The 14,709-nt window shown below is 56.8% G+C and carries 8 protein-coding genes; 5 read left to right on the top strand and 3 right to left on the bottom strand.

The genetic code is table 11. The features are described from left to right. Positions 1-90 precede the first annotated feature (90 nt). The 3 genes from ACFQY0_RS02170 to ACFQY0_RS02160 form a co-directional block, all read right to left on the bottom strand. Positions 91-747, bottom strand: coding sequence for a 3-keto-disaccharide hydrolase (locus ACFQY0_RS02170; RefSeq protein WP_379708610.1), 657 nt, complete (start codon positions 745-747; stop codon positions 91-93). Positions 748-790: 43 nt separating this feature from the next. Beyond that, positions 791-2,146: a Gfo/Idh/MocA family protein gene (locus ACFQY0_RS02165; RefSeq protein ID WP_379708608.1), complete on the bottom strand. Its 1,356-nt coding sequence runs from the start codon at positions 2,144-2,146 to the stop codon at positions 791-793. Positions 2,147-2,387: 241 nt separating this feature from the next. Next, a complete protein-coding gene (locus tag ACFQY0_RS02160) occupies positions 2,388-2,543 on the bottom strand; it encodes a hypothetical protein (protein ID WP_379708606.1) in 156 nt (51 codons plus the stop codon). A gap of 216 nt (positions 2,544-2,759) precedes the next feature. Here ACFQY0_RS02160 and ACFQY0_RS02155 point away from each other — a divergent pair, with 216 nt between their 5' ends. The 5 genes from ACFQY0_RS02155 to ACFQY0_RS02135 all read left to right on the top strand — a co-directional run bounded on the left by ACFQY0_RS02155 (position 2,760) and on the right by ACFQY0_RS02135 (position 14,560). Further along, the gene (locus ACFQY0_RS02155) at positions 2,760-4,571 is read left to right on the top strand and encodes a family 78 glycoside hydrolase catalytic domain (RefSeq protein ID WP_379708604.1); all 1,812 of its coding nucleotides are present in this window, start codon (positions 2,760-2,762) and stop codon (positions 4,569-4,571) included. Positions 4,572-4,833: 262 nt separating this feature from the next. After that, on the top strand, positions 4,834-8,883 hold the full coding sequence (locus tag ACFQY0_RS02150; RefSeq protein WP_379708602.1) for a cadherin domain-containing protein: 4,050 nt from the start codon (positions 4,834-4,836) through the stop codon (positions 8,881-8,883). A gap of 45 nt (positions 8,884-8,928) precedes the next feature. Then, positions 8,929-11,001 (top strand): hypothetical protein, encoded by a 2,073-nt coding sequence (locus ACFQY0_RS02145; protein WP_379708600.1) that lies wholly within the window; start codon positions 8,929-8,931, stop codon positions 10,999-11,001. A gap of 67 nt (positions 11,002-11,068) precedes the next feature. Beyond that, entirely contained in the window at positions 11,069-11,878 is an 810-nt protein-coding gene (locus ACFQY0_RS02140; protein ID WP_379708598.1) for a PEP-CTERM sorting domain-containing protein, read from the top strand. Positions 11,879-12,196: 318 nt separating this feature from the next. Further along, complete coding sequence (locus ACFQY0_RS02135; protein ID WP_379708596.1) at positions 12,197-14,560, top strand: hypothetical protein; 2,364 nt, start codon at positions 12,197-12,199, stop codon at positions 14,558-14,560. Positions 14,561-14,709: the final 149 nt, after the last annotated feature.

Here is a 14,709-nt window from a genome sequence, read left to right as displayed (position 1 = left end):
ACTCCATCGCCACTCCCGACTCATCCATTGAACCGAAGCTTTCATAAGATCGACCAGGGAGGCCGACCTTTGGCAGTGGTCCAAGCCCACCTAATCCAGTGGCTTGATTCTTAGGTTCCGGTAGTAGACCGGGGCCTTCTCCTTGCCGTGGAGACCCTGCAATCCGATGGGTCCCTTTCTTGCATAGTTCCTGAGCGCCACCGAAAACTTGTTGGCCGTGCCATCGGGATTCTTGTGCGCTTCGCGCCACTCATCGAGGTTCGCGTCCAGGACCTCCTCGCCATTGAAGATCAGTCCGATGTGTGGCCCCTTGCAGGTGATGGTGAATCGGTTCCACTTCCCGATAGGCTTGGCGACCTGCTTGCTCGGCGGACAAGCGTCATAGATGGCCCCGACCATTCCGAAGGGACTTTTATCAGATGATTCGTGCACTTGAATCTCCAAGGCTTTCAGGACGTTGTGAATATCGCTGGAGCGAAGGAAAACCCCGCTATTGGAAGATTTTTCAACCTTGAACTCCAGATCGAGAATGAAGTCACCATAAGACTGCTTGGTCCATATGGTCTCATGCCCGCCGGCAACCAGCACTCCGTCCTTCATCTTCCACTTGCCGGCCTCCACGGCATTTGAGAGGTCGGGACTAAAGAGCAAGTTCCAGCTCCCGGTATCCGGATGTTCGGCAGCGAGGGAGATGAGCGACGAGAGGTTGAGCGCTGCAACAACGCAGGTGAGAGCACGAATTTTCACGAATTCAAATGGGTTTGAGGCGAGAGGCCTTCCAGATAACAGTTCAGGCAAGCTTGGGTTCCCACCCGGCACGGTATTCCCGCTTCAAAAATCTTTTCAGTTCCGGCAATCCCCGCGCTTCCAAGGCCTCACTGTCCCAATCGATTTTCTTGCCAGACCTGACAGCAAGATTTCCGACAAGCACCATTTCCGTAAGCGGTCCGGCATGGTCTTCAAAATTCGATACCGGTTTCGGACCATCTCCGCGAATCGCTCGGCAAAGCTCCTGAGTCGGACCACCCTTCACCCGCGGATAGACTTTCTTGATCTTTCGCGCCTCCTGCATCAGAGACTCGGGAAACAGGATCGGGGCACTGCTGCAGTAGGCGTCGTTGAAAAAGATGATCCCCTTGGTTCCGACGAATACCTGACCGAATTCCTTGTTGAGCTCGAGGTCGTCCGGGATTCCCGGAGGTCTGACAAAGTTCTTATCAGTGTTCGGATTCCCAATGCCATCCTGCCAAACGACCTTCACAGGCCCGCGATTTCCTTTTGCAGGGAAATCATAGACAATTGTAGCGTGCTTCGGGGCCATATTCTCGTCGAATTCCGAGACCTTGCTGGCCTCGACCACGAAATCACCCTGCAGATCCAGCGCCCAAAATGCCGAGTTCATGCTGTGGCAGCCGATGTCGCCAAGAGCCCCGCACCCATAGTCCCAGAAACCACGCCATTTGAAGGGGTGAATGTTAGGATTGTAGGGTCGCTCGGTGGCACAGGTTCCCTGCCAGACGTCCCAGTTGATCGTCGGAGGCACAGGCTCGGCCGGAAACTCAAGTCCCGGCCCTTGCGGCCAGATCGGCCGATTCGTCCAGTAGTGGACCTCCTTGACCTCACCGATGAGCCCCGCCTCGATCCACTCGCGCAGCAGACGCGTGCCTTGCAGGGTCGCCCCTTGATTTCCCATCACGGTCAGCACGCCCTTATCTTTGGCATAATTGGCCAAGGCGCGTGTCTCCCACAAGGTGTTGCACATCGGCTTCTGCACCATCACAGGCTTACCCCGGCCAATCGCTTCGCAGGCAATCGGAAAATGCATGTGGTCGGGCGTGGAGACCGTGACGACGTCGATCTGATCTCCGACCTTTTCAAACATCTCTCGGTAGTCGGAAAATATCTGGGCATCCGGGAAACGTGCGCTGGCTTCCTTGATCCGATTCGCGTCGATGTCGCAAAGGAATGCGATACGGTTCCCCGGGGCAATCTCGGAGATATCGCTGAGGCCCTTGCCGCCGCATCCGACGGCCGCAACATTGAGCATTGCGACCGAATTCTCCTGGCCCAGTAGGAGATTCGGAGCGAGGGCGGTTCCAGCAAGGGCCGTCGCTGACTTGATGAAAGTTCGGCGGGATGAGTGCATGATGAGTGGAGGGGGTTGAGAAAAATTTTAGCCTGAAAGGTGCCGCCCCCATTCAGAAGCGGACACCCTGCCAGCGCTCTCAATACAAAGGCTCTGGCGATTGATCTTTCAACAAGATTCGGATTCCTCCGCACTCCCTGGAACCACTGCCCATCCATCACCAGCAAATCCAGGTCCCAGCTTTAGAGGCGGCCAGATCCGCAGGCTTGGACCCCAAGCAAATGCCCTATGAATCCTCCGTTCAGGAGATGACTTCCCATCCGACCACGATCCTCTGATCGGCTGTCGGAATCACCCGGATACCTCTTGGTGAGATTCGCTCAGGAGCAGGCAGGTCCATCAGACCTGCGGAACCGAAGGATCCGGGATCGGGCTGTGTCACACGAATACGGGACATGACAGATGCCGGCTGATCCTTAGGCTCTCGGGCAGGTTCCAGGCACTGCTTGCAGCGTCGCTCGGCCATGTCGGACACGAACCCCTTACATCAGATCTCAATAAACTTTCCGGAGTTAATGGGTTATCTTCGGATCCAGGAGTCCGCTGAGCGGCTGCTCAGCGGACTCTTTTTTTAGGGTCTTCTCGAGAACCCTCCCTCTCAACGCCTCCATCAATGAGCAACAACAGCTGGCATCCCTCGCTTTCCCTCTCCTCACCATCCGGCAGACTAACAGGTATCCTACTCTGCCTTGTCGCCCTCGGAACCCAGGCGGCCCCAATCAAGCTCGTCGAACAGGCGCCGCTCGAAATCACGCGCGCAGATGCCGAGACGATCCTTATCGACTTCGGACGGGTGGCTTTCGCAAACCTCCAACTCAAGCTTCCCGAAAACGCGGACCAGGAAATCACCGTTCACTTCGGCGAGTCCCTCAAGAACGGACGCATCGATCGCAAACCACCCGGCACGGTCCGCTACAACCTGACCACAATCGATCCCACGGGCAAAAGCACTGTTATTGCCGAACCTCCAGCTGATGGACGCAACGACCAGCTTACCCATTCAAATGGGCGCATCCACCCTCCCGCCATTCTCACCCCCAAGGAATGGGGGCGACTTTATCCTTTTCGCTGGGTCGAAATCGAAGGCTGGAGCGGCGAGCTGAAGCCTGAACAGATCGTCCGCCGATCGTCTTTCCTTGCCGCATGGGATGACGATGCGGCTTCGTTTGAATGCTCGGACGAAACGCTCAATCGCATCTGGGAGCTCTGTAAGTATTCGATCAAAGCCACCACCTTCGCCGGCATTTATGTCGACGGTGATCGCGAGCGAATCCCCTACGAGGCGGATGCCTACCTCAATCAGCTCAGCCACTATTACACTGACAACGATATCGAAATCGCACGCGACACCATCGACCACCTTCTCCTGAACGGCACTTGGCCGACCGAGTGGGCACCGCACATGGTCTTCATGGTTTACGCCGACTACATGCATACCGGTGATCTCGGGTGGATGGCTGGCCGCTATCAGGCGCTGAAAGCCAAGACCCTCATCGACCGCAGAACTGATGACGGGCTGATCGAAAGCAAGAAAGCCGACATGAAGCGGACCGACATCGTCGATTGGCCACAAAAAGAACGAGACAACTACGTCTTCACTCCACGCAACACCGTGGTCAACGCCTTCCATCTCGAAGCGATCAAGCTGATGGGCATCATGGCAAGTGAACTTGGATGGAAAGACGAAGCCAAGCAGTTTGCTGCCGATTTCGCGGCCAGCCACGAAGCATTCCAGAGAACCTTCTTCGACACGCAGAAAGACTTGTACCGTGATGGCATCGGCACCGATCATACCGCCCTTCACGCCAACCTCTTTCCCGTCGCCTTTAATCTGGAGCCAGAGGGCAGAGGAGCAAGCATCTCGAGATGGATGGCTGAGCGGGGCATGCGATGCTCGGTCTATGCCGCGCAATATCTCATGGAAGCCCTATTTGAAAACGGACAGTCCATCGCCGCCCTGCAGCTCATGACGGCTGACAACGACCGCAGTTGGAAGCACATGGTCGAGAGCGGCACCACGATCACCTGGGAGGCCTGGGACATGAAATACAAGCCCAATCAGGACTGGAACCATGCCTGGGGCGCCGCACCCGCCAACCTTCTCCCTCGCTATGTCCTCGGAGCCGAACCGATGAAACCCGGCTGGGAACTCGCCTCCGTCAAACCACACCCAGGAGACCTGGCTTTCGCCAAGGGAAAGGTGCCAACCCCTCGAGGCCCCATTCTCATCGAGTGGGAAAATGGAGTCTCGTTCAAATTGTCCATCGAATTACCCCATGGACTTGAAGCAGCTGTTAGCCTGCCTGCGGCCGATGCCTCACGCGCGGTCTTCCTTGACGGTGTTGAGGTTCCCGCTCGCCGCCAGGGCTCGCGCTGGATTCTCGAGGAGAACATGCGAGGAAGCGGCGAATTTGAGGTGAGGTAAAGACCCTGACGCACCCTCAGCAGGTTTCTAACAGGACCACAGTTTACTCAGCTCGAAAACCCTCGTGTCACGAAAATACGTGACATTACAAGAAACGATTCTTTCCGATAGATTGGCATCCGGTTGGGGCACTCTTGCCCCCCCCTAATCCCAATCGACTTTGAGGAGACTTTTACATCCATTCCCCCGGCCTGGACAAGGTGGTCGGCGTATCGCGCTCATCACCAGCGTCGTTCTGGCGGCATCACCTGCGGCATCCGCGATGCGCTATTTGCAGGAATTCACCGCTTCGGGAAACACGCCTTTCGAGAATTTCGGTTGGTCCGCTTATCTAAGCGCAGATGATTCTTCGGTTGTCGACTGGAGCGATGCCGGCTCCGAGCCCGCCTTTATCGCCAGTGGCAACTATGCGTTCTTCGCTCCTGGTCGGAATGCTGACTTCAATGATGCCGATGGCCCCGGACTACTTTTCACCACCGAACCCGAACCATTCCATATCGGCGACCTTCTATCACTTTCGCTGGATGAGACCATGGATGGATCTGCAGGCGATCCGGCGCTTGGACGTTTTGCTGTCCGAATCGGTGAACAATGGTATGCCTCGACGTTCAGCTTTTCCAGCACGACGAACAATGGTCCCGGTGGTGCGTCCACTGAAGTCTCGCTCAGCGGGATCAGCTTCAGTGATGGCCGAAATTGGCAGAGATTGGACGTCGCGTTAGGTGGCCCAGGAGAGGGAATCCTCCGTTTGGATCAGTCGACGATTGGAGGAACCCTCGATGGCGCGGTTACCGGCGTCGGTGTCTACGCGGAGCCCGGCAACAACGGCGACCACTTCCGGATCGATAACTTTGAAGTATCGACACGACCGGTGGTGCGCGCAGTCGAGGATGCGCTTGAGGTCAGCATCGGAGGTGCCCTCTCCTTCGATCCCACCGACAACGATACCGGCCCGGTTGACACTTCCACGCTGCTGCTCGTTTCCGCACCGTCGCAGGGGACTGTTGAGTGGGATCCCTCCAGCGGACACCTGATCTACAAGCATGAGGGTGCCCTCGCCGGGAGCGACTCCTTCCGCTACCGCATCGGCGACGCGGCCGCCTCGATGACCTCCGAGGCCGAGGTAAAGGTGACGGTCAACGGGGCCCTTCGTCTCGAGAACCAAACCGTCAACATCCCTCTGAATCCCCCTCAAGCAGGCTCGGGCGAGTTGGCCATGGAAGTCGGACTGCCGGATCTCACCTTTCCCCAGGCGGTCGCCATGAGCTCGGTCCCCGGGGCACCCGAAGCACTTCTCGTGGCATCGATCAACGGTGCCGTCTGGTACGTTCCTGACACCACCTCGCCTTCACCCACGAAGCACAAGGTTCTGGAGATCACCGACGCGCTCTCCAACCCCTCATCGAACGGACGGCGAATCCTTTCGATCACCTGCTATCCGGACTTCGCGACAAGCGGAAATATCATCCTCAACTACCAGGGCGACCAATCCCGCCTGCCGCCGGTCGCCCACATCCCGAATCTCGACCGCAACGGGAACCCGAACACGACGATTCTCAATGAGCTTCGTGTCTCACGCTTCACCCTCAGCGCGGCCCACATTGCGGATGTTGTGGCGAACGGAATGTCCACTGCTGAAAACAACGCCGTTCTGCATACCGAGTTCCCGTTCATCAACATGGCGGAGCAGAATCAGATCCACAGCATCAACGACTGCAAGTTCGGACCTGACGGTTACCTCTATCTGAGCTTCGGTGACGAAGGTGGTCAACCCGACCCCCATCGCAATGGTCAAACCATCACCAAGGACTACTACAGTTCAATTCTTCGCATTGACGTCGATCCAGCTTCGACCCATCCCAAACCGAACCCCCACTATACCATTCCGGCGGGTCCTCTGAGTGGTGGCAAGTTTCCGATCTTCAGCAACGCCGCCACGCAGAACCCGAATTTCAGGGTCCCGGCTGACAACCCATTCATTCACACCACGCTCGGCGGCAACTGGGATGGCGACATGAATGGCACCGACTACTCAAGCCGTCTTTCCTCCGTTCGAACCGAAATCTGGGCCCTCGGTTTACGGAACCCCTTCAAGTTCCATCTCGATACCGAAGATGGAACTCCGGACGGAGAGGTCGAAGCGTGGATTGGTGATATTGGTTACAACGACCGCGAGGAGGTCAACCGCTTCACCAAGGGTGACAATGGAGGATGGTCCTACTTTGAAGGTGAACTCCCTGGCGCCACCACTCATGCCAGCATCCCAGCTGGTTCGACTCCTCACCAAACCGCTCTATTCACCTACGAGACAGGTAGTAGTACGGGAAACTCGGTGATCGGCGGGATTTTCTATCGGGAGACCGCCCTCAGCGAGTTGACGGACACCTACGTGTTCGGCGACTATGGATCCGGGCGGATCTGGAGCCTCACACGGAGCGGAGAAGTTTCCGAGCTCAGTTCCCTTCAGTTGGGTGGCACTTCGATCGTGGATTTCGAACTGGACCGGGCGAGCGGTGACATCTTCGTGCTCGAGCATGGACCATCGGCCCGCGTCATGCGCATGACCAAACAAACCGGGGGGCCGTCCAGCTATCCGGAAACCCTTTCGGCCACAGGTCTTTTCGCGGACCTAACAGACCTAAGTCCGAACACCGGAGTCATCCCCTACACTCCGAATCTCACATTCTGGTCAGATGGAGCCGACAAGAGCCGCTGGTTTGTCATCAAGAACACCAGCGACACCATCGGCTATTCCCAAGACGGGAATTGGGACTTTCCCGAGGGGATGATCTGGGTGAAGCACTTCGATTTCGACCTCGACCAGCAGAATCCCGGCACTCATGTGAAACGTCTGGAGACCCGGGTGCTGGTTCGAAATGACCATGGGTCCTACGGCGTGTCCTATCGCTGGCGAATGGATGGCTCAGAGGCTGATCTCGTCGACAACACCGGAGACCGCATTCCGATCGATTTCATCGATGAGACCGGCAGCAGCCAGAACTTCATCTGGAACATCCCTTCCAGGGCGGAATGCACGACCTGCCACACTCCCGACGCAGGACATGCGCTGAGCATGAACAGCCGCCAATTCAATCTGGAACAGATGATCCACGGTCAATCCGGCAACCTTCTGGAGCTACTCTCTGCGGGTGGCTATCTGAGAAATTTCTCGGGCCGTGCCGACGGACTCCCGCGACACCATCGGCCTGAAGAGTCGGACGTTGATCTCGAAACCCGCGTCCGATCCTATCTCGCCGTCAACTGCGGATACTGCCACATGGAAGGCGGTAGCGCGCCGCCATCCTTCGATGCCCGAGCTCATCTAACAATCCATGATACGGGACTCCTCTACGGCCAGCCGATGAGCGAAGGCACTCCTGACGAAAGTGACCACATCATCCGCCCCGGCGACAAACCCAACTCGTCGATCTGGAACAAGATCAACGCCCGTGCGGCGATCAACGGTTCGTTCAACGGCTACTCTCAGATGCCCCCCATCGGAACCAACCGATTCGACACAGTGGGTATCGCTCTTCTCGCGGAATGGATCGATAATCATGCCAACCTCGCCCCCACCCCGGCCGAAGGAAGCCCCAACGGAGCCCGCGTATCCGAAAATGCGGCCGTCGGTGAGATCATCGCCCAGGCGAACGCCGAGGACCCCGATGTTCGCAACGGCATCTCGGATCAAAGCCAACTTCGCTACTCCATGGTCTCGGGAAATGATGCCGGGCTCTTCACACTCGACCCACTCACCGGTCGGCTCACTCTCAACGGCTGGCTGGATTTCGAACGCAATCCGCATCACGTTCTTCAAATTGAGGTAAGCGACAACTTCGGTCCCAATGAAGGCGTTCTGACTCGCACGCTGGTGATTGAGCTCATTGATGAGACATCCCCCGACCTCACAGAGGACCTCGATGCGAACGGCATCTTCGATCACTGGGAAAAATCTTTTGGCGTCACCCGACCTGATGAAGACGAGGACAAGGACGGCATTCCCGCGATCTTTGAGTTTCTCAGCGGAGGTGATCCACGCGTCCCCGATTCATCCCTCTCTCTCGCGGTCCAACCGGTTGATCCTACTTCTCCGAATCAGATCGAGCTCAGCTGGAATATCCGCAACGGCTTCCTTCTCGATCTCGATTACCTGATCCATCAGTCCGCCAATCTGGTTTCTTGGTCGCCCCTCAATCAAGGGGCCGACTACGAAGTCATTTCGGTGAGCCCGATTGGCACCGGCGTCTCTCGCATCGTCGTGAGAGTCCCCAAAAACAGCGCCTCTTCATTCCTAAACCTCTCCGCTCCTTAGAGCCCCGGAGAGGCGATACAACCAAATGCAAACCCAATAGACATCATGATAAAAACGACACCACCGGGAATCGCCCGGACCCTCACGTTTCTGACAGGAATCAGCATGGCCGCTTCAATTCACGGCGCGGAAATCCTGAACGAAGACTTTAACTCCGCGAGCAACTCCGCTTTTGCCGATATCGGTTGGTTTGCCTATTTCACGAAAAATGACAGCTCGGTCGTCGATTGGAGCAATGAGCCGGCCGTCTCGCCAGGGTGGGCGCACGCTGGCGACTACATCTTCTTTGCCCCGGGTGGCACCAGCGATTTCGATGTCGTCAATGGTCCGGCCGTGATGTTCACCAGCCTGGAGAGTCCCCACGACATCTCAACCATTGCCTCCATCGAAGTGGGAGAACGAATGGATGGCACGCCGGAAGATCCGGCGCTCGCCCGCATTTTGATTGAAGTCGACAACCAGTGGTATGCTTCGGACTTCAGCTTTGAAAGCACGGCGAATGTCGGTCCTACGGGAGACTACAATCCCGTCACCCTCGATGGCATCGATTTCGCAGACGGCTCCAACTGGAGACTTGCGACCCTTGCTGTCGGAGAAGCTGGAACCGGTGGCATCACCGTTGCCGCAAGCCCGATTGGAGGCACCTTGAGCGGCAATCTTCAAGCTGTTGGAGTTTACTCGGAACCGGGCGGAGGAGGCGATCACTCCCGCTTCGGAAGCTATATCGTCAACGACAACAACGCCGGCCCTCCCCCACCACCCGCGCCAATTTATGTGGAGGAATTCACCAATGAAGGAGGCGACACCAACTTTGAGGCCTTCGGTTGGACTTCTCTACTCACAGAGTTTGATACGATTGTCAGCTACGCCCAAACGGGCGTCGGTTCAGCCGCGGGTGTCAGTTCGGGCGACTACGCGTTCTTTGCCCCCAAACAGGATGCCGATGTCGCCAATGCTCCCGCGCTCATCACCACTTCCGAACCCGGTCCGATCAGCATTGAAACCCTTCATTCCATCGCATGGGAAGCGAGTGCTGACAACACCGACGACGAATTTCGGGTCGCCATCCAGGTCGGCGGCGTCTGGTATGCCAGCAACCCTGCTCTCAACGACGGTCAGATCGATTCTGGAGCCGCAGGAATGACTCCCCTCTCCTTCGAACCTGCCTCGTTCTCAAACGCCTCAAACTGGCTGACCATCGACAACGCCACCGTCGGAGCGACCGCCCCCATTTCGCTCGGTTCGGCTCCTGCCGGAAACCTTTCCGGCGCGGTGACCGCCTTCGGGCTCTATCTCGCTGCCGGGACCGACGATGAAGCCGATGGCGATCATGTTCGCTTCGACAACTTCACGATCACCACGCAGGAGATTGTCGATACTCCGACACTGAAGATTGAGAGCGACGGAACGGACCTCGTGTTCCGTTGGGACAGCGAAGACGGCAAACTCTACAATCTCCGCAGCGCAACCACGCTCAGCGACCCGACTAGCGAGTGGCCGATCTATGATGGCCATGGAGACATCGTTGCGACATCACCGACCAACACGCTTAGGGTCGCACAGCCGGCCAACCCGACCCGCTTCTTTGTCATCGAGGAATTCGATGCGCCTCCAGTCACCGTCTTCTCAGATGATCTCGAGAGCGGTTCGTCGAACTGGTCGACATCCTCCATTGGAAACTCCGGGACCGACTGGCAACTGGGAACTCCTACAGAGGTTGGACCTTCGTCAGCAAATAGTGGATCTAACTGCTTCGGCACAAATATCTCTGGCGACTATGGTTCGAATGCCGACGTCAGTCTGAGGTCGACGCTAATTGATCTGAGCTCGGCACGTGGCGCCACGCTGTCCTTCTCCTACTATCTCGAGGGAGATCCGAACCCCGATGGAGCCCCCTTCGACACCGCCACGCTGAATATCCTTGACTCGAACGACGATGTCCTCGCTGTCGTGGAAGTTTTGGGTAACGAAACGACTTCCGATTGGACCTCATACTCAAAAGCCCTTCCCGCCAATGTCCTGGGCCAACCGGTGAAGATCGAGTTTCGATTCGTATCGGATGGGATCATGAATGCCCCCGGCTGGTACCTTGATGACGTAGCGGTTTCCGTCCCTTGATCCACCAACCGCAATCAACCTCTCCGAGGAAAAACAAAAACACCGAGAAACAAAACACACCAATCCTATGAATAGAACCAACCTTCTAACAGCGATAAGTCTCTTGGGCTCGCTGGCGACAAGCCAGGCCGCATTCACGCTTCTTGATGACTTCGAAAGCTACAGCAACGGGGACATTAGCAGCGCAAGCAACTGGTCGTATGATTCCAGCGCCGGCCTCGTCGACGGACAAGTCGGCGGCGATGCAACGAACAGATACCTCATTCAAAAAGGTGCCAACACGGGAGGCGCAAATGACTCTCACACCAAATTCGACAACAACACCGTGTTGATCGCGAACAATGCAATTGGCACCTATTTTTTCCGCGCTTACATGACGGCCGACACCCACATGGGCACGGGTCTTTCGCCTCTCACTTCCGCGGCGGCAAGCAACCATTGGAATGACGCCAAACCCATCATCCGAATTGGCAACAGGGTCGGCACTGGAGCCAACACCGAGATCTACGCCTACAACGACACAACTTACTCAGGTCTCGCCTCCAACACCACCGACGGACATTGGTACAACTTCTGGGTCCTGATCGACAACACCGATGGGGCCGATAGCTATGAGGTCCATATCCAGAGTGATACCGACACCAACTATTTGTCGCAGACACAAATTGGTCCAACAGGACTCGGCTTCCGCAACGGCACAGCCGATGGTGACCTTAAGTCGCTCTTCTTCCGGACCGCCATCAACTCGGCCGATGTCTACTTCGATGATCTCTACATCGACAGCACCAGCCACAACCTGGTCAACCCCGTTCCTGAACCGGCCGTCTCACTCCTGGGAGCGCTTGGTTTGCTCGGTCTTCTCCGCCGCCGCCGCTGAGTTGGCCGATCTATCCTGAGTCGATCGTGGACGGCTACCGAATCGGTAGCCGTCCTTCGGCTCTCTTGCTCCCAACGGAGTATTTCCGCGGCATTGAGCCCCCCCCTTCACGTCGGCATTCCCCCCAGGCATGCCCGAGATCGACGTCTGGTTTCGAAGTCCTCTCCGAGGCGGCAAAAGCGTCAGGTGATTCCCACATCCCCCTTTTGGGGGAGTAGACAAGAATCGTTTCCTTAATCATGATGTCGACGATCTGGTTTAGGGAATTCCACGGAGTATCGTTCACCACCAGAACCTAACAGGCCAGACATCAGACTCATGAAATCCAAAAAACCACCTATCTATCTGGGCACGGGCAGCACCGCCGGTGCGGTCGCGCTACTATTGGGCCTATTGTCTCCATCTCCGAGCTCAGCCGAGGTCATTGCGGGATGGGACACCTTTTCCGGAACGGGAGCCGTCACTCCGGTCCCCGCTCCTGTGACAGCTACGGACATCTCCGCCAGCTTTGTCACGACTACCGAACAGCAAGCCTGGAACACTGTCGACGAACGGGGTGCCAGCAGTGACGGAACTTGGGGAACAAGTGTGGGACCTCCCGCGGCAGACACCACCGTCGGAACCGACAATGATCAGAACCTTGAGCTGCCGAATGCTACCACCGGGGGCACGATCACCATGACGATCACCAATAGCTCCGGGACCGATATTCAGTTGGACCAATTCCATATGGACACCTTGGCGTTTCGTCCCAAGGCAGCCAGAACATACACCTTGGAGGTTCTGGAAGGCGGCGCGATTACCGCTGGCAATGTCTACTCATCAGAGTCCCAAGAAATCAAATCGCAAGGTGGTCCTCCACCCGACAACGATCAGGGTGATGATGTCGACCTTGATCTCACCTTCCTTGAAGACTCAACCCTCGAAGCTGGCGGAACCGTGCAATTTCTTCTCAGTTTCTCAGGGGGAGACGGCGATGGCAGTGGTGGTCACGATCTGTGGGTCGACAATCTGGCCGTCACCTCGAGTAGCGCCGACTCTAACAAGCTGGCCGTCACGCTAACCCCATCCAACGCGACGGCAGGCACGGACTTTTCCGTCACGGTAGAAGCCCAGGACGGCAGCGGCAGCCCCTTGGCTGGCGGACTCAGCCAAGACACTCAGATTCTCATCACACCTTCGGGTTCGGGTATCCTTAGTGGAAAGAACGCCACCATTCCCGCCGGTAGCAATTCCGTAGAACTCACTCTTCAGTATACGGTGGCTGAAGACATCACGCTGGTCGCTTCACAACTCAGCGGTGATCTGCTCGCCCCCAGTGCGGAAAGTTCCACGATCACCATCAATGCCGGACCTCCGAGCGTACTCACTGTGGAGTTCAGCAATGATCCAGAGATGAATGATCCGGTCGGCAATGTCTCGTTCCGAGTCAACGACCCGGCCGACGTGCTCGAGGTCTTTGCCATCTCGCGCGATTCGGTTGGCAATTTCATCGCCTTCGAAACAGGTGCATCTTTCAGTCTGGAGAATATTTCCGGCGGGCTGATGGCATCCGACCTCGTCGACAACATGGATGGCAGCGCCACCTTCACTGCTGCGGCACTCGGAACAGCGAACATCCGCGCCAGTGTCAGCGGACTTCCTGATGGAAATTCCGGTCTCATCACTGTCGAAGAACCTCAGTTCCGCTGGACCGCAGGCAATGGGGCTTGGGGCGTCGGGGCCAATTGGCTCGATGGAATCCTTCCGACTTTCGACAACACGACCGACCTCTATTTCTATGACGAATATACTTCAGCCGATCAGATATTCCTCAGTGGAAATCGTATCGTCCGCTCACTGAATTTCACGCAATTCGTCGACCCGACAGCGGCTGGGGGCTTGGGCATTCGCTATGTGCAAAACAACGGTGCGCAGGGTGGTCCCAGGAATCTGACCATCGACACCGATTCCGTCGAAGATCCTGCTATGATCAACGTGGCTGCGGGAGCTGAAGCCAATATCAATCTGGGGAACGTGAACGATGCCTTCATCCCTGACAACTCCGAGAACTACGGCGACACGATCCTCGCAGACGATCTGTTGATCACCCATTTGGGAACCGGCAACCTCATCTTCTCCCGCCCGATAGCCGAAACGGAAGGATCCAAGGGAGTTACCATTGACTCGACCAGCACCGGCACAGTGGTTTACGGCGGCGCCAACACCTACACCGGCACGACCACCGTGAATGGTGGTGTCCTACGTCTTACCGGAGATTCCATCGCAGATGCAGCAAGCCTCGTCATCGACGGTGGAGTTGTCGATGTCGCGATGGATGAAAGGGTCGCTGGCCTGACCCTCGGTGGCACGGCTCAGCCCGATGGAGTCTACGGCAGCTCCAACTCTGCTGCGCCTGTTCCTGACGATGTCAACTTCTCCGGAACAGGAACAATCACTGTTGGCCCTCCTCCGGTAGATGAAGGGATTGTCATCTCCGACATCTCCTTCACCAATGTGGGAGAGATCACCATCACCTTCACTTCACCCACAAATGTCGATGTTTACGGATCGATTGAAGAAGATGGCTTCGACTGGGTCCTTTATGACGAGGACCAGCCACCTGGAACCTACGTTGATCCCTTCGCCACGACTCCCAAAGGCTTCTACATCCTGGTTCCGACCGGAGACCCTGCCCCATGATCATCCAGACTGAGAGTGTCCCCCTTTGACCTCAATCCCAATCGGCCCGGCGGCTCCATGCTTCCGGGCCGATTTTTCGAAATGGAACCATCGTCAACCGGATGAATTGCTTTCAAATGAGCATCGCTCCATGGAGCCATGGACGTCGC

The organism is Haloferula chungangensis (assembly GCF_042664875.1).
GTDB classification, from domain to species: Bacteria; Verrucomicrobiota; Verrucomicrobiia; order Verrucomicrobiales; family Akkermansiaceae; genus Haloferula; species Haloferula chungangensis.
Note: the sequence above shows the minus strand (reverse complement) of the source record. Positions and strands in the feature narration are given on the sequence as shown.